A 21,398-nucleotide genomic window follows, 5' to 3' on the forward strand; every position below is an offset into this window, starting at 1 on the left:
GACTCCCACATTTCAGCATTCAAGGAGCCGGACATTGTCCGGCTCTTTCATGTGTTCAACACCCCCGCGTGCCCCCGGGCGTTGAGCCGGTATTGGTGTAGGAGAGGTTCAAGTGCAAGCATTGCTCGATTCCGTAGAGTCACTGTCACCCAAGGAACGCAAGGCGCTGGCCACCTTGCTCAAGCGACAGGGCGTCAACCTCTATGGGCTCACCCCGATATTCAAAAGGGCCAGTGCCGAGCTTCCTTTGCTTTCCTACGCGCAGCAGCGCCAATGGTTTCTCTGGCAACTGGCACCGGACAGCAGCGCCTACAACATTTGTGCCGCGCTGCGCCTTGAAGGTGTGCTGGATGTGGATGCCCTGCGCGCCAGTTGCCAGGCATTGGTGGAGCGCCATGAAGTGCTGCGCACCACCTTTCGTCAGGAAGACGACCAGACCGTGCAGGTGGTGCATCCGACGGGAGGCTTCACCTTGCAGGTCGATCCGTTGGCGGGCGCCGACCTCGACTGGCAGATCAAGGCGTACGTGCAGGCACAGACCGCCCAGCCGTTCGACCTGGAGCAAGGCCCGCTGCTGCGCATGAACTTGCTGCGGGTGAGTGAGCAGGACCATGTGCTGGTATTGACGGTGCATCACATTGTTGCTGACGGCTGGTCGATGCCGATTCTGGTCAACGACCTGGTGCAGTTTTACGCCGGCCACTGCCAGGGCCAGGCGGTGACGCTGCCTGAGTTGCCGATCCAGTACGCCGACTATGCCCTGTGGCAGCGCAACTGGATGGAAGCCGGCGAGCGTGAGCGTCAATTGGCGTATTGGCTGGAGAAGCTGGGGGGCGAGCAGCCGGTGCTGGAACTGCCCGCCGACCGCATGCGCCCGACGGTGCCCAGCGGCGCCGGTGCGCGCGTGGCGATGGATCTGGACGTGGCGTTGCTTGGATCGCTCAAGGGCTTGGCGCAGCAACACGGCGTGACCTTGTTCATGGTGCTGCTGGCGTCCTTCCAGGCGCTGTTGCATCGCTATTCCGGGCAGCGCGAAATCAGGGTCGGCGTACCCATTGCCAACCGTGCCCGCAGTGAAACCGAAGGCCTGATCGGCTTCTTCGTCAACACCCAGGTGTTGAAGGCCGAATTCGATCCGCAGCTGCGATTCAGTGACTTGCTGCAACAGGTCCGGCAAACCGCGTTGGATGCCCAGTCCCATCAGGACCTGCCCTTCGAACAACTGGTGGAGGCGCTGCAACCCGAGCGCAGCATGAGCCAAAGTCCGTTGTTCCAGGTGATGTTCAACCACCAGACCCAGGTTGCCACCACCAGCCGTAACTTGCCGGGCCTGACGGTCAGTGGGCTGGACTGGCAAAGTCATACCACCCAGTTCGACCTGACCCTCGACACCACCGAACACGCTGCCGGCCTGTCGGCCTCCCTGACTTACGCCGTCGACCTGTTCGATGCCCGTACCATCGAACAGCTCGGTCGGCACTGGCACAACCTGCTGACTGCCATTTGCCAGCAGCCTGCGCTGCGGATCAACGAGTTGCCGCTACTCTCCGCCGACGAGCGCGAGCGCATCGTTCAGGACTGGAACCGCACTGCGGCGTCCTATCCCCGCGAACAGTGTGTGCCGCAATTGTTTGAAGCGCAGGCTCAAGCCACTCCGGATGCCTGTGCACTCACCTTTGCCGGGCAGTCGCTGACCTACCGGCAGCTCAATCGACAGGCCAACCAACTGGCGCACAAGCTGCGTGCCCTGGGTGTCGGCCCGGAGGTGCTGGTGGGCGTGGCGCTGGAGCGCGGGCTGGAGATGATTGTCGGCCTGTTGGCGATCCTCAAGGCCAGCGGTGCTTATGTGCCCCTGGACCCGAACTACCCTCGTGAACGCCTGGCGCACATGATGAGCGACAGCGGCCTGAAACTGCTGTTGACCCAAGGCAGCCTGGTGGAACAACTGGCGGTGCCGGCCACGGTCAGCAGCTTGTGCCTGGACCAGGCTCCCGGCTGGTTGGGTGACTGCAGCGAAGAAAACCTGCCGGTGCTGGCTTTGCCGGCGAACCTGGCCTATGTGATCTACACCTCCGGCTCCACGGGTTTGCCCAAGGGCGTGACGATTCGCCACGATGCCTTGGTCAATTTCCTCTGGACCATGGCTGAACGTCCGGGCGTCGACGCCGGCGACCGTGTGCTGTCCCTGACCTCGTTATCCTTCGACATCGCAGGCCTTGAGCTGTACCTGCCGCTGCTGCGGGGGGCCTGTGTGGTGCTGCTGCAAGACCAGCAGAACCAGGACCCCCACGCGCTGCTCAAGGTGATCGACGAGCAAGCCGTCAGCGTGATCCAGGCCACCCCCTCCACCTGGCGCATGCTGCTGGATGCCGCTCCCCCGCAGGCACTGGCTGGCAAGAAAGTCCTCAGCGGCGGCGAAGCCCTGACTGCCGAGTTGGCCGAACGCCTGATCGCCCAGGCGGGCCATGTGTGGAACCTGTATGGCCCGACGGAAACCACCATCTGGTCGGGCGTGCACTATGTGCAGCGCAGCAGCGACGTCTGGCTGGGACGCCCTGTCGGCAACACCACGTTCCATGTGCTGGATGGCAACTTCGATGCTGTCCCGGTGGGCGTCAGTGGTGAGCTGTACATCGGTGGAGAGGGCTTGGCCCGCGGGTATCTGCAACGTCCCGGGCTGACCGCCGAGCGCTTTGTGCCGGACCCGTTCGGTAACGGCCGTCTTTATCGCACGGGTGACCTGGTGCGCTACCGCCAGGAGGGCGTGCTTGAGTACATCGGCCGTCTCGACCACCAGTTGAAGATTCGCGGGTTTCGTATCGAGCTCGGCGAAATCGAATCGCGCCTGCAGGCTCATGAATACGTGCGCGAAGCGGTGGTCATCGACATCGACGGGCCGTTGGGCAAGCAGTTGGTGGCTTATCTGGTCAGCCACGACCCAAGCGCCCACCAGGCCGATGACGACACCCAGAATGCCTGGCGACAAACCCTGAAAACCTGCCTGAAACAGCAGTTGCCGGACTACATGGTGCCGACCTACCTGGCCTTTGTAGAAAAGATGCCGCTGACACCCAATGGCAAACTGGACCGCAAGGCCTTGCCGCGGCTGGACGCCAACAGTGCCCCGCAAGCGAGTTATGTGGCGCCGCACACCCCGCTGCAAATGGCGCTGGCTGAGATCTGGGCGCAGGTGCTGAAGGTCGAGCAAGTTGGCCTGAGTGATAACTTTTTTGAGCGGGGTGGCCATTCCCTTCTGGCAACGCAGATGATCGGCCGTATCCGTCAGCGCCTGGGCCTGGAAGTGCCGCTGCGCCGGCTGTTCGAGGCCCAGGACCTGGCCGGCTTTGCCGAACTGGCGGGGCGGGCAGCGAGTGCTGCCAGCGTGCAGGCGATTACCCCGGTCGACCGCAGCCAACCCATTGCGGTGTCTTATGCACAGCAACGGCAGTGGGTTCTTTGGCAACTGGAACCCACCAGCGCCGCCTACAACATCAGCGCGGCCTTGCGCCTGAGCGGGCCTCTGGACAGCGAAGCGCTGCGTCGTGCGTTCGAAGCATTGATCAGCCGCCACGAAACCCTGCGTACCACGTTTACCCAGGACGGCAATACGCCGTTGCAGGTCATCCATCCGGCCGGCGAGTTTGTGCTGCCAAAGGAGACCCTGGCCGGGCAGGCGCAGTTGGCTGCGCGGGTCCAGTCCCTGGTGCAGCAGCCGTTCGACCTGGAGCACGGGCCGTTGCTGCGGGCACGCTTGCTGCACTTGAGCGACGAGGAGCAGGTGCTGGTATTGACGCTGCACCACATCGTGACTGACGGTTGGTCGACACCGATCGTGGTGGACGAACTGGTGCAACTCTACGCCGGCTTCAGCCAGGGCCAGGCGGTGGACCTGGCCCCGTTGCCGATCCAGTATGCCGACTACGCCGCCTGGCAACGCCAATGGATGGAGGCCGGCGAACGCGACCGGCAGTTGGCGTACTGGACGCAAAAACTTGGCGGCGAGCAGCCTGTGCTGGAGTTGCCCACCGACCGTGCGCGCCCGGCATCGCCCAGTCGTGCCGGCGCCCAAGTGGCGGTCACCCTCGAACCTGCGTTGATCAATGACCTGAAGGCCCTGGCCCAGCGCCAGGGTGTCACGCTGTTCATGCTGTTGCTGGCCTCGTTCCAGTCCTTGCTGCACCGCTACTCGGGGCAGGCCGAGGTGCGTGTCGGGGTGCCGGTGGCCAACCGTACACGGGGGGATATCGAGCGATTGATCGGTTTTTTCGTCAACACCCAGGTGCTCAAGGCCGAATTCGAACCGTTGGTGAGCTTTGCCCAGGTATTGCAACAGGTCAAACAGACAGCGCTGGAGGCCCAGGCCCATCAGGACTTGCCCTTCGAGCAATTGGTCGATGTGTTGCAGCCCGAGCGCAGCCTGAACCACAGCCCGTTGTTCCAAGTGATGTTCAACCACCAGACCGATGCCAAAAGCAGCCGTCAGCCATTGCCGGGGCTTACCGTCGAAGGCCTCGACTGGCAAGCCCACAGCACGCAGTTCGACCTGACGCTGGACACCGTCGAGCATCAGGATGGCCTGTCGGCAGCGTTCACCTACGCCAGCGAACTGTTCGACGCCGGCACCATCGAGCAGTTGGCGCAGCATTGGCGCAATGTGTTACTGGCGGTCATCGAGCAACCCTCGCAACGGGTCGAAGATCTGCCGCTGTTGGACGACGCACAACGCCGTAAAATCGTCCGAACCTGGAACCGCACCGAAGCCGTCTACCCCGGTGAGCGCTATGTCCATCGTCTGTTTGAGCATCAGGCACGCCAGCAGCCTCATGCCACGGCATTGCTGTTTGCGGAGCAAACGCTGAGCTACGCGCAACTCAACCACCGTGCCAACCGCCTGGCGCACAAACTGCAGGCGCTGGGCGTCGGCCCGGAAGTGTTGGTGGGTGTGGCCCTGGAGCGTAGCCTGGAGATGGTGATCGGCTTGCTGGCGGTTCTCAAGGCGGGGGGCGCCTACGTGCCCCTCGACCCGGATTACCCGTCGGACCGCGTGGCCTATATGTTGGCTGACAGCGGTGTGGGCTTGCTGTTGACCCAGAGCGCGCTGCTGCAACAAATACCGGTCCCCGAGTCGGTGCAAACCGTCTGCCTGGATCAGGACGGAGACTGGCTGGAGGGCTACAGCGACCGTAACCCCGAGCCGTCGCTGGCAGCGGGCAACCTGGCCTATGTGATCTACACATCGGGTTCCACGGGCCGGCCAAAGGGGGCAGGCAATACCCATGAGGCGCTGCTTAACCGGCTGCACTGGATGCAGAAGGCCTACGCCTTGCACGCCGATGACACGGTGCTGCAAAAAACCCCTTTCAGCTTCGACGTCTCGGTGTGGGAGTTCTTCTGGCCGCTGATGGCCGGCGCGCGACTGGCTATTGCCCAGCCAGGAGAACACCGCGACCCGGAACGCCTGCGCGATGCAATCTTGCGTTACCAGGTCAGCACCCTGCATTTCGTGCCTTCGATGTTGCAGGCCTTCATGGCGTGTGAAGGGGTGGAAGCCTGTCGTGGCATCCGCCGCGTAATCTGCAGCGGCGAGGCGCTGTCCAAGGCTCTGTCGGAGCAGACCCGTGCCCGTCTGCCTGGCGCAGCCTTGTACAACCTCTATGGTCCGACCGAAGCAGCCATCGACGTCACCCACTGGACCTGCGGCGAAGAGCATGGGGTCAGCGTGCCGATCGGCAGGCCGATCGATAACCTCAAGACCCATATTCTTGAGTCGAGCCTGAACCCCGCGGCACGCGGTGTCAGCGGTGAGCTCTACCTGGGGGGCATTGGCCTTGCCCGGGGCTACCACCAACGTGCGGCCCTGACCGCCGAGCGTTTTGTACCCGACCCTTTCGACCCGGTGGGCGGTGGCCGCTTGTACCGCACCGGCGATCTGGCGCGTTACCGGGAGGGGGGCGTCATTGACTACGTCGGGCGTATTGACCACCAAGTGAAAATCCGTGGCCTGCGCATTGAATTGGGCGAGATCGAGGCGCGGTTGATGGAGCATCCGCAGGTTCGCGAAGCGGTGGTGCTGGCGGTAGACGGGCCTTTGGGCACGCAACTGGTTGGCTATTTTGTACCGGTGAACAGTGCCCCGGGCCAGGCTGGCGATGCGTTGCGCAGCGAGCTGGCAAGCTTCCTCGGCCAGGGGCTGCCGGACTATATGGTGCCTGCGCACCTGATCAGCCTTGATGGCATGCCCGTCACGGCCAACGGCAAGCTCGCCCGCAACCTGTTGCCAGCGCCGGATGTCAGCCAGGCGTTGGTTGACTACGTTGCCCCGCGTTCGGCGATTGAGCGCCAATTGGCGGATATCTGGCAAGACGTGCTGAACCTGCCCCGGGTAGGGATTACCGATAACTTCTTCGCCTTGGGCGGGGATTCCATCATCTCGATCCAGGTGGTCAGTCAGGCACGGCAGTCGGGTTTGCAGATGGCGCCCAAGGATCTGTTCCTGCAACAGACCATCGAGAAACTGGCCGCCAACGTGACCCCGGTTCATGCCCAGGTCAATACGCAACCGGTCACCCTGCATGGGTTGAGCGAACAGCAGGTGCAAGCCTTGCCCCTTCCTCATGGGCAGGTCGAGGCCGTGTACAGCCTTTCACCGATGCAGCAGGGCATGTTGTTTCTGGGGCTGAACAGCAACCCTGAAGACGAGCTGTACATCAACCAGCTCAACGTGTCGGTCGACGGCTTGCACGTAGAGCGCTTGCGCCAGGCCTGGGCCGACGTGGCGCAACGGCACGACGTGTTGCGCACCGGGTTCCTCTGGCAAGACCTGGACGAGCCGCTGCAATTCGTCCTGCGCGACGTTGCCCTGCCGATGACGGAACTCGACTGGCGCCATGAGGCGGCCACGGACGGGTTGATCAAGGACATGGCACGGGGCGAGCGCCTGCGGGGCTTCAACCTCGACCAGGCGCCGTTGCAGCGTGTGGTGCTGATCCGCCTGGCGGATGACCGTTATCAACTGATCTGGACCTATCACCATATCCTGCTGGACGGGTGGAGCACGTCCCAGTTGATGGGCGAAGTGTTGGCCCGATATTCCGGGCAAACCCTGGACCCTGTGGTGCCGTATCGCAATTACATTGGCTGGTTGCGTCAGCAGGACCGCGTGATCAGCGAAACCTTCTGGCGTCGCCAGTTGGCCGAGTTCCAGGAGCCGACTTACCTGGCGGATGCCTTCGCCAGCGGCGAGCGCGAGCATGGGCACAAGGCGTTGTACAGCCGCTTTACACCCCAGGTGACCCAGGGTTTGAAGGTGTTTGCCGCCGCGCAGCGCATCACCCTGAACACATTGGTACAGGGCGCATGGCTGTTGTTGCTCAGCCGTTACAGTGGCCAGCGCAGTGTGTGCTTCGGGGCTACCGTGGCCGGGCGTCCGAGTGCCTTGCCGGGCGCGCAGAGCATGTTGGGGCTGTTCATCAACACGTTACCGGTGATCCACGACGTCGATCCGCAAGCCCGTGTGGGCCAGTGGCTGCAGGCTGTGCAGCGGGTCAATCTGGAGCTGCGCGACCATGAATACACCCCGCTGGGGGATATCCAGCGATGGGCCGGGCGTTCCGGGCAGGCATTGTTCGACAGCATCATCGTCTTTGAAAACCAACCGCTGGATCGCACTTTGCGGGAGTGGAAGGATGATTCGCTGCGTTTTGGCGACGTCGGCGGGGCGGGCCTGACAGACTTCCCGATGGACCTGATGGTGACCCTGGAAGACTACCTGGCGATTGAGTACATGTACCTGCGCCAATGCTTCAGCGATGTGGCAGTGGAAGGGATCCGGGCCAACATGGAAGCGTTGCTGCTGGCACTGTCCGCGAACGCCGACCAGCGTGTTGGCAATCTCGGCCTGCTGCACACGCCGGCCGTGTACACCCCGCCCCCTGTCCAAAACCTGCCGCAGCCTTTGGTCCACCAACGCATCCAGTACTGGGCCGAGCACCAGGGCAGCGCAACGGCGGTCAAGGTCGGCAACCGAAGCCTGTCGTTCGCCGAGCTGGAATCCCGCGCTAACCAACTGGCCCATCAACTGATCGCCGAAGGCGTGGGCCCGGAAGTACGGGTCGGCGTGGCGTTGCCTCGTAGCGAAACCATGATCGTGGCTTTGCTCGCGGTGCTCAAGGCGGGGGCCGCCTATGTGCCTATCGACGCCGCTTACCCGCGTGAGCGCCTGAGCTATTTGATCCAGGACTCCGGCATCGCTTTACTGTTGACCGATTCGCGGCTCGCCGCCAGCCTGCCAATCAGCCCGGCGTTGCATGTGCTGGAGCTTGACCGCCTGGACGGCAGCCAGTGGCCTGTTACCGCGCCAGCGCATCGGGTGCACGAGGAAAACCTCGCCTACGTGATCTACACCTCCGGTTCTACCGGCCAGCCCAAAGGCGTGGTGGTCAGTCATGGACCGTTGGCGATGCATTGCCGTGCGGTGGGCGAGCGCTACGAAATGAGTCCCGCCGACTGCGAGTTGCTGTTTATGTCATTCGCCTTCGACGGTGCCCACGAGCGCTGGCTCACGACGCTCACGCACGGCGGTTGCCTGTTGCTGCGTGACGACGAGCTCTGGACCCCCGAGCAGACCTACGAGGCCATGCACCAACACGGCGTCACTGTGGCAGCGTTCCCACCGGTGTACCTGTTGCAGTTGGCCGAACACGCACGGCTCGATGGCAACCCGCCGTCGGTGCGGATCTACTGCTTTGGCGGTGACGCAGTGCCAGAGGCCAGTTATGCCCTGGCCCGAGAGGCGCTTAAACCGCAGTACATCATCAATGGTTACGGGCCGACGGAAACCGTGGTTACGCCACTGATCTGGAAGGCTGCTGAAGGCCAGGCGTGTGGGGCGATTTATGCGCCGATCGGCGAATGTGTGGGCCAGCGCAGTGCCTACGTCCTCGACATCGACCTCAACCCGCTGCCGGCGGGTGTCGCGGGGGAGTTGTACCTGGGCGGGGAGGGTGTTGCACGGGGCTATCTGAACCGTGCCGCGCTCACGGCCGAGCGCTTCGTGGCCGATCCGTTTACCCCGGGCGGGCGCCTGTACCGCACCGGCGACCTGGTGCGCCAGCGCGAGAGCGGTACGTTCGACTACCTCGGTCGCCTGGATAACCAGGTGAAAATTCGCGGGTTCCGTATCGAGCTTGGAGAGATCGAGGCCCGCCTCAATGCGATGCAAGAGGTCGGGCATGCCGCCGTCGTGGTGCGCGAGGGGCCTGGCGGCAATCAACTGTTTGGGTACGTCACGCTTAACGGCGATGAGGGCGGAGGAATCGTTGAGCAACTGCGCGAGCGCTTGAAGCAGGCGCTGCCGGAGTACATGGTTCCGGCGCAATTGATCGTGCTCGACCGGCTGCCGCTCAACCCTAATGGCAAGCTGGACCGCAACGCCCTGCCGATGCCGGATGCACGCAGTGAATACGTGGCACCGCGCAACGAGCTGGAACAGGCCATGGCGGATATCTGGCAAACCATTCTCAAAGTGGAGCGGGTCGGGGTAACGGATAACTTCTTTGAGCTGGGGGGTGATTCGATCCTCAGCATGCAAGTGGTGGCCAAGTCCCGCAGCCTGAAGAAGTTCGGTTTCACCCTGCGCCTGCGGGACCTGATCCAGAAGCCGAGCATTGCGCAGCTCACCGCCGTGCCTGGCAAGAACGTGCCGCTGCTGGCCCTCAATGCCGAGCTCGGTGCCACGCCTGCGTTGTTCTGTGTACATGCCGGTTTCGGCACGGTATTCGACTATGAGCCGCTCGCACGCCGTCTGAACGGCAAGTGCTCGGTGATCGGTATCCAGGCCCGACAACTGCTGGACCCGAGCTGGCAGGATCAATCGCTGGTGGCCATCGCCCGGGACTACGTCGGCTATCTGCGGAACAAACAGCCCCAAGGCCCTTATCGCTTGTTGGGCTGGTCCTTGGGCGGCACCTTGAGTCTGCTGATGGCGGCTGAGCTTGAGCAGCAGGGGCAGACGGTCGAGTTTGTCGCGTTGCTCGACAGTTTTGTGCCGTCACCCGCCAACGCCGAACAGCAGGACCATTGGCTGGATGATTTGAGCGAGCTGTTGCGGGCGACGGCACCCGACGCGGGGGCCGTGGATGTCAGCGATACCCGCCAGGAAAGCCCGCAGCTTGCGCGTGCCCTGATCAGTGAGGCCCTCAGCCAACGGCCGGCCACGCATGGCCTGGGGGTGGATGAGCTGGCGCAGGTATTTGCCTGCGCCCGTACCCTCAAGCGGCTGTCCCGCGAGCTGGATTATTGCCCGAAAGTGACGGCGCGCCCCCTGAGCTGGTGGGTGGCGGGGCGTGAAGATGAACAACGTGAGCTGGCCCGGCAGATCGGTTGCCCCGACCTGCCTGGCCTCCCGCTGACCTGCGGGCACTTTCAGGTGCCCAGGGAGCTGTCGGTGTTGCTTGAACTGGAAGACGCCCTGGATGGTTTGACCATCGTCGCCGAGCCTTCCTGAACCTTGACCTGTGTCGACAGGCGCCGCCACCGGCGGCGCCTGTCTGGAGAAACCTTGCCCATGCCCCTTAATCCTGATCTCGCCGCCTACCTCCAGTTGGTGGAAAGCGGCCGCCGCAGCGGAAAAGCGCTGCCGATGCACCAGCTGCAACCGGAAGAAGCCCGTCGCCAGTTCGATCAATCCTCGGCACTGATGGACCCGGGTGCCGATGAGCCGGCGTTTATCGAGTCGCGTACCTTCACGGCCCGCGATGGTCACCGTGTAGAGGCCCGGTTGTACCGGCCGCCCGAACTGGACGCTAGCCAACTGAGTGGCGCCGTGCTTTACCTGCATGGCGGGGGTTATGTGGTGGGCAGTCTCGACTCCCACGACGCCCTGTGTTGGAACCTGGCTCAGGAGTGCGGGTTGCCGGTGTTGTCGGTGGGTTACCGGCTGGCCCCGCAGTGGCGGTTTCCGACGGCATTCAATGATGCCCAGGACGCGTGGCAATGGCTGGCGCTCAATGCGCGGGAACTGGGTATCGATGCTGAGCGCATGGCGGTCGTTGGCGACAGCGTTGGCGGTAGCCTGGCGACGGTGCTTGCCAGCAGCCTCGCTGGCCAGGAGGAGCTGCCTCGCCCGTGTCTGCAGGTGCTGATTTACCCGGCGACCGATGCCAGCCGCATCAGTGCTTCGGTGGAGCGCTACGGGGTTGGGCACTTGTTGGAAAAAGACACCCTGGAGTGGTTCTACCAGCAGTATCAGAACGATCCGGCCGACCGCCTGGACCCGCGTTTCTCGCCGCTGCTCGGCGAGGTGAGCGCTCACGTGGCGCCGGCCTTGCTGATCGTGGCCGAGTGCGACCCGCTGCATGATGAAGCGGTGGCCTACGCCCGGCATCTCGAGGCTGGGGGCGTGCAGGTGCAACTGGAGGTGTTCGAGGGCATGTCCCATGATTTCTTGCGCATGGGCTCTATCGTTGATGAAGCCGATGTCGCTCGGGAGCGTATTGTCCTGGCGTTGGCCGAGCGCCTGGGCTGACACACCGGTTTTACGGTGGGCATAAAAAAACCGCATCCCCAGGGATGCGGTTTTTTTTACGCCGTTTAACCGCTATCAGAAGGTGTACTTGGCGGTCACGGTGAAGTTGCGTGGGTCACCGTAGACGTCATACGGGCTCCAGGTGGAGTTGCTGGCGATGCCCTGGTAGTACTTTTTGTCGAACACGTTGTTGACGTTCAGTTGGGTGTCCAGGTTTTTGGTGACCTGGTAGCCGGCCATCAAGCCAACGATGGCATAGGCGTCCTGCTCGACGTGGAAGTTTTGACGCTGGCCGTTGAAGGTGCTGACGCCTTTGTTATACGTACCGCTTTGGCTATAGACGTTGGCACCGATACGCAGTTTGTTCAGGTCACCTTGCAGGTGGTACGTGGTATTGGCCTTGAACAGGTGGCGTGGTACGTCGGTGTCGAACAGGGTGCCTTCCTTGTTCTTGTCGGCATCTTTCTCGTACAGCGCCTGGGCGTAGGTGTAACCGGCACCCACTTGCCAGTTCGGCGTCAGCGCACCGTTGATCTCCAGCTCGATACCCCGGCTCCTGACCTTGCCCGCGGCTTCATAGCAAGCGTAGCTGCCGGTCGGGATGACCTTGCAGCTGGTGTAGTCGGCCACTTCAGCAGCGCGGTTGAGCTGGTCGATCTGGAACAACGAGGCGCTGGCGTTCAACGCGCCGTCAAAGTATTCGCCCTTGATACCCACTTCATAGTTCTTGCCGGTGATGGGCTTGATACTGGCACCGAGCTCGTCCTTCTCGCTTTGTGGCTGGAAGATATCGGTGTAGCTGGCATAGAGCGAGTAGGTGTCGTCCAGGTCATAGATGACACCGGCATAGCGGGTCAGGTTACGCACCACCTTGGTTTTGCCCGAGGTGTAGTACTGGTCGCTGATCTGGTTGTAGACATCATTGGAGTCGTACCAGTCCAGGCGCGCGCCGAGAATCACCTTCAGCGGATCGGCCACATTCCAGCGAGTCGTGACGTAGAGGCCTTCCTGGTTGACCTTTTCGCTGAGGGAGTAAACGTCTGGAACGGTTGGTTTTGGCTGACCTTTGGGGTTGAAATTGTTGATGTCGACGTTGTTGAAGAAGATCGTGCCGCCGGTGGCTTCGGTCTTGAGCTGGCGCTTGCTGGCGCCCACCACCAGTTCATGCTGGCGGCCGAACAGCGCAAACGGGCCACTGGCGAAGAAGTCATAGGTGGACTGGTCGTAGTCGCGGCTCTGGTTGAACACACGTTGCCGGTAGGAGTAGTCGCTGTTGCGTTCCAGCACTGCACCCAGCAGCTTGAAGTCGGACCAGTTTTTCGACGCGCCAAAGTGCAGGCGCCAGTCGTTGTCGAGGCGGTGATCCAGTTCGGCGAACACGGTTTTGTTGTCGATGTCCTGGTGCGACCAGTTGTAGCCGAACGTCTGGGAGCGCGAGAAACCCATGCTGCTGCCGTCGGGGTTCACCGGCAAACCACCCCAGTTGATGTTGTTATTGTCATTCTGATCAGACGCGCCCACGGTCAGGGTGGTGCTGTCGTTGAGGTCAAATTCGGTGATGCCGTAGAACACGCCGCGCTCGCGACCGGCGTAGTCCTGGTAGCTGTCCTTGTCCTGGTAGGCGCCGACGAAGCGACCACGCACGGTGCCGCTGTCATTGACCGGCCCCGACACATCCAGCTCGCTGCGGTAGTTGTCCCAACTGCCGGCGCTGCCGGTGACGCTCGCCTGGAACTCCTTGGTAGGACGCTTGCGCACCATGTTGATGGCGGCCGAAGGGTCACCGGCGCCTTGCATCATGCCCGTGGCACCGCGTACCACTTCGACACGGTCATACGGGGCCAGGTCGGCGGTGGCGACCCAGTCGGCGGAATAGGTCGTGGGCAGGCCATCGAACATCAGGTTGTTGATGGGGAAACCGCGGGCGAAAAACTCACTGTTGGCCGGTCGCGCCGCGGACAGGCGAAGGCCTGGTGCCGCCTGGACCACATCGTCGAGGCTGCGCATGCCCTGGTCGTCCATGCGCTGGCGAGTGATCACCGTCACCGCTTGCGGGGTTTCACGCAGGGACAAGGGTAACTTGGTGGCCGTCTGCATCGCGCCGGTGGTGTAGGAACCGCTGTTTTCAGTGGTCGACCCCAGTGTCTGGCCATTGATGGTGGTCGCGCCCAGTTCCAGCGCGCCGCCCGCCGAGGCACTGACGGTCACCGCAGAGCCTTGCACCTGGAAATGCACGCCGCTGCCCTGCAGCAAGGTGGCGATGGCGGCAGAAGGGTCCAGGTTGCCATGCACGGCGGTGCTGCGCTTGCCCTCAAGGTCCTGCGGGCTATACAGCACTTGCAGGTTGGATTGGGTACCGAAAGCCTGCAACGCACTGCTCAACGACTGCGCCGGAATGTTGAAGGGCATTTCCTGGGCGTGTACCAGCATGGGCAGAAGCCCTGCCAGGCCAGCCGCGCAAACGCGCAGATTTGGCGTGAGCGCGTGGCGAATCATCATGGCCAGGACGTGGGGGCGAAGTCGATGTGCAGGCATTATTGGAGTGCTCTTAAGGGTCAACGATCGAGAGATCTTAGTGAGATTACTTCTCAGTTACCAAGTGAGACGCACGTCATCGGCAAAACCGGAAATTAAACCTCGGCAATTTCCTGTTGTTGTGCCGTGACCTTGCCCGAGCGCATGTGCACCAGTTGGTCGGCGACGTCGAAATAGCGGTCGTCATGGCTGATGACGATGATGGTTTTGCCCAGGCGCTTGAGGTCCGGCAGCAGTTCGGTATAGAAAATCCGGCGGAAGGTCGGGTCCTGGTCAGCCGCCCATTCGTCAAACACCAGCACCGGCCGTTCCTCCAGCCAGGCATTGACCAGGGCCAGGCGTTTGCGCTGGCCGGTGGAGAGGTCGGTGGTGGTGAAGGCGCCGTCCTTGATGCTGACCTTGTGGGCGATCTCCAGGCGTTGCAGGTATTGGTTGGCGGTGTCGGGGATGTGCAGGTCGTCGCGTACCAGATCATCGAACAGGTAGTAGTCGGCGAAGATCGTGGTGAACAGTTGGCGATAGTCGTCGCGGTTCTCGGCTGTGATGGCGTGGCCGTTGAGGCGCACCTCACCCTGTTGTGGTGCGTAGAGCCCCAGCAACAGTTTGATCAGCGTGGTCTTGCCGCAACCGTTCTCGCCGACGATAAAAATAATGTCGCCTTGCTTGATGTTCAGGTTCACGGGGCCCAGGCGGAAGGGTTCGCTGCCTTCCACGGGAGGGAAATCAAAGCGCACGTTATTCAGCTCAAGGTTGTGCACCACGGTTTTCGGTGCTTCGGCGTCGCTGAGCAACAGGTGTGGCTCCGGCGAAGAGAAACGCTCCGACAGATCGGCAATGCGCCGGAAGGCAATTTGAGCGCGGCTGACGATGGGCAGTGTGCCGATCAAGTGCTCAAGCGGGCCTTTCATGTACAGCAGCACGAGGACGAAACCGCTCATGACGGTCTTGTCGGCACTCGGCCAGTAAGCCTGCAAGGCCAGGGCGAGACCGATGACCACGAAAAACAGCATCGAGCCGAATGTCTTGGCAATGATGAAAATATTGACCGAACGTACCTGGGTGTCGCAGATGCTATTGGCCGCCGCCTGGATGCCGTCCACGTTCATGCGATGGCGACGGGGGCGGTGAATGCGCAACTCCTTGGCGCCGGAAGCAATCGCGGTGTAGTGCTTTTGCAGCTCTTCTTCCTGCTCCCGTGCTGCGTAGAAACCACTCATGCCGCGCGCCCGGGCTATGTACTGGGCAACGCTGCCGATGACGATGGCAATCAGCATGATCAGGAACATTGGCCACGAGAGCATCGCCAGGTAGCCCAGGCAACCGAGGGTTACCGTCAGGGAAATGGCCAGGGGCGCAAAGGCGAAGGAGAAGTCGCTGATGGTGTCGATGTCGTGGGTCAGTACCGGTATGAGCCGGTGATTGCGGTAGCGCTCGATCTGTTCGATGGGCGCCGACAGGACTTTTTCGCCGAGCTCCTTGCGCAGTCGCGCGATGATTTTCTGGCCCACATAGTTGGTGCCGATATCGGAAAAGATCGAGCTGGTCAGCGCCAGTACACACAGGCCGGCGAACAGCAGGACCACGCCTTGGGTCAAGCCTTCGTCCGAGTGCAGCGAGGTGTTGATGGTCGCCAGCAGGGTCGTGATGGCGAGGCCACCTACCATGCCCAGCACAATCGAGAGCGTCACAATGGGCCAGAAGGGTTTGAGCAGGGCGAACAGTTCGCTGATGGCGCCGCGTGGTTGGCTGGTCATGAAATCTTCCTGTGTGTGGGGATGCCCGGCAATTGCGGGCCGAAACGGGCAGGCACGAACGATCCGCAAGGCAAGCCTGGAGGCTTCTGGCCTGCTGGGTTCTTAGCGAATAGACGAAGGGAGTGGTGCGGGATTTAGGGCAGCATCGCGCGGCGCACGCGCAGTGGTGAGGGGCGGGCGCCCTCACCACATGGTTTTGAGGGTCAGAGTTCCCGTGCGACGCGGAACCCCAGGAAATCACCTCTTACATTTTTCTCGCGGCTGTTACGGTTTCCCGATCGGGAGAATACCGGCGCTTCGCCCCAGTCGTTGCCACGGATGTGGGCGTCGTTGCAGTCACCACCGGTCAACCAGGCGCTGCCATCGGCAGGTGCCCCTTCGTAGTTGGGGTGCCAGCAGTCGGCAACCCACTCGTAGACGTTGCCGTGCATGTCGTACATGCCGAACGCGTTGGGCGGGTAGCTGCCTACCGGTGCGCTATAGGTATAGCCATCCTTGGGGCCGTAGGTGTTGGCATGTTTGCTGATCTGGTATTCGCCCTCGTCATCGAACGGGAAGGGGAATGATCCGGTGCTGCCGGCGCGAGCGGCATACTCACGTTCGGACTCGCTGACCATGCGGTACTTCTGTCCGGTTTTTTTCGACAACCATTCGGTGTAGGCCTGGACCTCGAAGTAGTCGATGCACACCGCCGGCTGGCGCGGCCCTTGTTTGTAGCTGGGCTTGCTGGCCTTGCACAGGCGGCCCGGACGCGTATCACCGTCCTTGATCACTACGCCGGTTTCGCGGATGTAGGCGTCCAGTTCGGCGGCGGTGACATGGAAGCGGCTCATGGCGAAGGGCTTGGCGAACGTCACGGTGTGCTGCGGGCCCTCGTCGCCTTCACGGCCGATCTCGTCTTCCGGCGTGCCCATCAGGTAGCTGCCGGCGGGCAGCACCACCATTTCCGGGCAATTCTTGCAGTCCTTGAACACCTTGCCCGGGGCTGGAGCGGTTGCCGCGTGTGCAGTCAGGGGCGCCAGGTTGGCGAGCAGGGTCGCCAGGCACAGCATCAGCAGCGCTCGCAACGAACGGGGCTGGCGGGTAGGGAGCGGGGCACTGTTCATGTGTCGTCTCTATAGGGGAAGGGAAGTGGCGGGTTACAGGGTCTTTTCGAGCACGGTCATGAAGCGATCAATCTCGCCTTCATTGTTCAGCAGCCCGGGAGCGCTGCGCACCACCGGGCCGGCGTCGCGATTCACGGCATCGACCACGACGCGGTTGTGCATCAGGTAGGCGGCGACCTTGTCGCTGTCCTGGCCCTTGACCCTGAAAAACGTAAACCCGGCTGACAGCTCAGGGCTGCGGGGCGTGACCAGCTCGATGGACGAGTGGGCCTGCAGGCGGCTTTTGAGGTAGTCATTGAGTTCATGGATGCGGGCCTGGACTTGAGCCTTGCCCAGCTGCAAATGCAATTTGAAGGCTTCATCCAGGGCCCAGCGGTGTTCGAAAGCGTGATAACCGCCGGGTGTCATGGTGGTGGCGAAATCCGTGTCCTGGGAAAAGGTCGGCTCGGTGGGGGTGACGTCCTTGAGCTCCTCGGACCGGGCACAAATAATCCCCGTGCCTCGGGGGCCAAACATCCATTTATGGGTGCCGGCGATAAAAAAGTCGCAGTGCATGTCCGGGAACGCCAGGTCTTCGACACCAAATCCGTGCACGCCGTCGACCACGTAGAGGATGCGATCCTTTTCATCGCGATCGCGGTTGTGCTCATCCACCAGTTTGCCGATCTCGCCGATGGGCAGCTTCACGCCGCTGCCCGACTGCACCCAGGTCATGCCCAGCACGCGGGTGTTGGGGCGAATGCCCTTGGCAATCGAGCCAAGCACCTCATCCACCGACACCTGGTGGGCGTCATCGAAGAGTTTGATCTTGCGCACCTGGGTGCCTTGTTTCTCGATGCGGAACTGCAGGCTGTTGCGCGTCGAATAGTGTTCATGAACGGTGGTCAGAATCTCCTGGTCAGGCCGTACATGAATACCGCCATAAATCATCGCCAGGCCTTCGGTGGTGCTGCCGGTGAGTGCGATCTGCCCGGGCTTGGCTTGCAGATAGCGCCCGGCCCAGTCCCGCACCTGGGCTTCGCATTTCCAGGTGTGCTGCAGGTCCCAGTCCATGGCCAGCGCGGGGTTGCGGTCCAGCTCGGCCCGGTGGCGTTCAATGGCCTCGCGCACGGGTTTGGGATGGGACGTGATCAGGAAGTTGGAGAAGTGCAGGTAGTCCGGGTCCTGGGTAAATAGTTGTCGCAGTTGCGCCCATTTATCGGGATTGACGACGGGCACGGGTGCTGTGCCAGCCCGGGCCTCAAGGGCTGCGCCCAGGGGCAGGCTGGCAGCCAGAATGCCTGCATGTTTGAGAAAGGTGCGGCGATCAGTCATGGCGGCAGTTCACTTGGCAGAAAGGGAGGCGACGGGTTTGGCTGCTTGTTGGACCTGGTCCCAGACCCGCAGGAAGTTGCCGCCCCACAGTTTGGCGATGTCCGCTTCCGAGTAGCCTCGCTGCAACAGTTCAGCGGTGACGTTACGAATTTCGCTGACGTTGTCCCAGCCCTGCACGCCGCCACCGTCGTTGAAGTCCGAAGCAATACCGACGTGATCAATACCGATCTTGCGCACGGTGTAGTCGATGGCATCTCCCAGGTCCTTGAGGGTTGCCTTGGGCTCCTCGTCGAGGATCGCGTACAGGCTGCTGGCGTACTGGCCGAATTTCTGCTCGGGCCAGGCGGCGATTATCGGGTCGCCGGGCATCAGCGCGACATGCAGGTTAGGCAGGGGAGGCAGGTCGAACCGTGCGCGCAGGGCATTGAGTTTGTCCTGGGTCTTTTGCGTCAGTGGGCGCAGGTAGGTGCCGAACCCGACCACCTGCACGACGCCGCCGCTTTGCTTGATCAGCTGCATTTCCTTGTCGCTGAGGTTGCGTGGAATATCCACGGCCGCCCGAGGAGCGGAGTGGGAGGCAACCATCGGCGTGCGGCTCAGTTGTGCAACCTGCTCCAGGGCCTTGGTCGACATCTGCGACACATCAATGATCACCCCCAGATCGTTGAGGCGCTGCACGGCCTGCTTGCCGATATCCGACAGGCCATCGAGCGCGTCCGGTGAGTCATTGAAGAAGGGCAGCGGGCGGGATGAGTCGGACCAGCTGTTGTTGCCGACATAGCTGAACCCGAACATGCGCATGCCACGGGCCGTCCACAGGTTCAGTTGGTCGAGGTCATCGCCCAGGGGATAGGCGTTGAGCATGCTGATGAAGATTGCGAACTTGCCTTCACCGTGCAGGCGCCGGAAATCGTCCGGGGTGTAGGCGATGCCCACCTGGTTGGGAAAGTCGCGAACCATGCCCGTGATGATTTTGTAGCGCACTTCCTGTTGGTTGCGGGCCTCATCGACGAACCCGGCAGTGGGCTTATGGGGGGCGTTGTTGCCGTTCCACATTTCGGGCCAGCCAAATATGGTCAGTGCAGCGCCCGACAGGCGTCCACGATTGGCCTTGGCGAGGTCGAATTGCCGTGGGCCGTCCTTGTCGGCCTCGTTGCCCTCGGTGCCGAACGTCAAGGGCACGGTGATATGGCTGTCGAAGGAAATGATGCGGTCCTGCAACTCCGTCGCCTGCTTCATCACGTTGACGGGATAGCCGGAGGAGTAGCTCCAGACAAGCCAGGCCGCGCCGGCGGCCACGGCTACCAGCAGCGGGAGGCCGATATACAGGGCTTTTTTCGAACGAGGTTTAATCATCGCCATCTCAGTCAGGTCTACCGTCGAAATGCAGGCGCAGGGGCCTTTGCTATCTGGGAAGAACGAGCCGCGGGCGAAAAAATTTAGCCGCAGGGGCGCGGCTTAAATTTTCTCGCGCCATGAACGTTCTAGCTTGGATAAAGCCTGCTTCAGGGCTGACACAGGTAGGGCAATGACGATTTCTCGACGATGGTTCATGGCGGGTCTGGCGCTGACCGGAGCAGCCGTTCCGGCAGCGTTCTATGGGCGTCGCGAGCTATTGCGCCAGGCGCATCCCGAAACCCCGGGAGAGGCGACGGTCGAGTTGGCGGACACCGCCGGCCAGCATTTGGCCAATAGCCTGCGCGGGGTTTGGGACATTCAGTTTATCGGCGCCGATGGTGGCCTGGAGGGTTTGCCGGTCGAGGGGCTGGAACTGTTTCTCGACATTGCCCCGCGCGGGCGTGGCCTGGTAGGCGTCCTCGACACCGCCGAGGCGTTGCGCAGTGATGCCGAGCCGCGTTACCAGGTGGTCGGCGACCTGGCCCCGGGCAACGCGGCCCAACTGTATTGGCGAGTGGGGCGCAGCGATGCGGCCGATGGCGCACCTGGCTACGAATTCAAGGCGAGCCTGGACGAAGTATGGGCGGCCTATGGCAACGCCGGGCCCGGCACCCTCAGCGGATCTGTACAGCGATTGGATCGCGCCCTGGCGCTGCCCGAGCTGGACCTGCGCTTTGTGGCTGTCAAGCGCCGCTTTCCCGAGGCCCGTGAGCGGATCGGACTGAACGATACCTTGCTCGCCTGGCTGATCGCTCCACAGCATCGGCTGTTCCACCAGTTGTGGCACGCCTCGCGGGACAAATGGCACAAGTTGCCGGAGGACAAGCGCGGTGCCCTGCGCGGTATCGGCTGGCAGCCGGGCCCCAGGGACCAGGAGCGTGGCGCACGCGGGCCGGACAAGGACCGAAACGGCTCCGGGATCGACTTTTTTTTCATGCACCGGCACATGCTTGCCACGGCGCGTTCGATGCAGGCACTGCCCTCCTGGCGCTACTTTCCTTTGCCACAGCCTGAGCTGTTGCGCGATCGACTGGGGTTTGCCCACTATTTCGATAACCATGACGGGTTTGCGTTACCGCCAACCTGGCTGGCGGAAGGGGACGACACCTATAGCCAGTGGGTCAGTGACATCAAGTCCGCCGAGACCTACCACAGCAACTTTCAGGTCTGGGAATCTCAGTACCGGGACCCCCGTTATTTGTCGAAACTGACCCTTGGCCAGTTCGGCTCCGAAATCGAGTTGGGCCTGCATGATTGGTTGCACATGCGCTGGGCCTCGGTGCCGCGTGACCCGTCCAACGACGCGCCGGTACCCTTTGCCAGGGGGCAGGCCGATTTCTCGCCGCGCTGGTATATCGCCGAAAACGACTTTCTGGGGGATCCTTTTTCTTCCCATGTGAATCCGGTGTTCTGGCATTTTCACGGGTGGATCGACGATCGGCTGGAAGATTGGTTTCGCGCTCACGAGCGCTTTCATCCCGGTGAACTGACGCGCATGGAGGTCAATGGCGTGCCCTGGTTTGCGCCGGGGCGCTGGGTCGAAGCGGGTGACCCTTGGCTCGGCCCCACCACGCACGGGTGCAGCACGACACCCGGGCTGCAGGTGGGTACCTCGGTAGAAATGGATCCGGAGACCATGAAGCTGGCGCTGCGCATCATTTTCGAGGCGGATGAGAGTATGAAGGACCTGTTCCGTCGAGTGCCGCAACGCCCATGGTATGCACGGCACCTGTCCCTCGGACGTTCCTTCTGGGACTGATCGGTTAG

8 protein-coding genes are annotated in these 21,398 nt (G+C 62.3%); 3 read left to right on the forward strand and 5 right to left on the reverse strand.

The window, feature by feature from the left end; translation table 11 throughout:
- The first annotated feature begins 112 nt into the window (after positions 1–112).
- On the forward strand, positions 113–10,504 hold the full coding sequence (locus tag HBJ59_RS06645) for a non-ribosomal peptide synthetase (RefSeq protein ID WP_167663053.1): 10,392 nt from the start codon (positions 113–115) through the stop codon (positions 10,502–10,504).
- A gap of 60 nt (positions 10,505–10,564) precedes the next feature.
- Positions 10,565–11,524: an alpha/beta hydrolase gene (locus tag HBJ59_RS06650; RefSeq protein WP_167663054.1), complete on the forward strand. Its 960-nt coding sequence runs from the start codon at positions 10,565–10,567 to the stop codon at positions 11,522–11,524.
- Between the two features lie 75 nt (positions 11,525–11,599).
- Here HBJ59_RS06650 and HBJ59_RS06655 read toward each other — a convergent pair whose 3' ends face one another.
- From HBJ59_RS06655 to pvdM, 5 genes are all read right to left on the reverse strand, one after another.
- Positions 11,600–14,059, reverse strand: coding sequence for a TonB-dependent siderophore receptor (locus HBJ59_RS06655; protein WP_167663055.1), 2,460 nt, complete (start codon positions 14,057–14,059; stop codon positions 11,600–11,602).
- Positions 14,060–14,154: 95 nt separating this feature from the next.
- Positions 14,155–15,813, reverse strand: coding sequence for a cyclic peptide export ABC transporter (locus HBJ59_RS06660; RefSeq protein WP_076014286.1), 1,659 nt, complete (start codon positions 15,811–15,813; stop codon positions 14,155–14,157).
- A 203-nt stretch (positions 15,814–16,016) separates the two neighbouring features.
- Positions 16,017–16,865, reverse strand: a complete 849-nt coding sequence (locus HBJ59_RS06665; protein WP_076014346.1) for a formylglycine-generating enzyme family protein — start codon at positions 16,863–16,865, stop codon at positions 16,017–16,019.
- Between the two features lie 87 nt (positions 16,866–16,952).
- Entirely contained in the window at positions 16,953–18,233 is a 1,281-nt protein-coding gene (locus HBJ59_RS06670; RefSeq protein ID WP_167663056.1) for an aminotransferase class V-fold PLP-dependent enzyme, read from the reverse strand.
- A 9-nt stretch (positions 18,234–18,242) separates the two neighbouring features.
- The gene (gene pvdM, locus HBJ59_RS06675; protein ID WP_167663057.1) at positions 18,243–19,589 is read right to left on the reverse strand and encodes a pyoverdine-tailoring dipeptidase-like protein PvdM; all 1,347 of its coding nucleotides are present in this window, start codon (positions 19,587–19,589) and stop codon (positions 18,243–18,245) included.
- 172 nt (positions 19,590–19,761) lie between these two features.
- On the opposite strand from pvdM, the gene HBJ59_RS06680 reads away from it, so the two are divergent.
- The gene (locus HBJ59_RS06680; RefSeq protein ID WP_167663058.1) at positions 19,762–21,390 is read left to right on the forward strand and encodes a PvdJ/PvdD/PvdP-like protein; all 1,629 of its coding nucleotides are present in this window, start codon (positions 19,762–19,764) and stop codon (positions 21,388–21,390) included.
- Positions 21,391–21,398: the final 8 nt, after the last annotated feature.

Source organism: Pseudomonas sp. AN3A02, assembly GCF_011765255.1.
Classification (GTDB): Bacteria; Pseudomonadota; Gammaproteobacteria; order Pseudomonadales; family Pseudomonadaceae; genus Aquipseudomonas.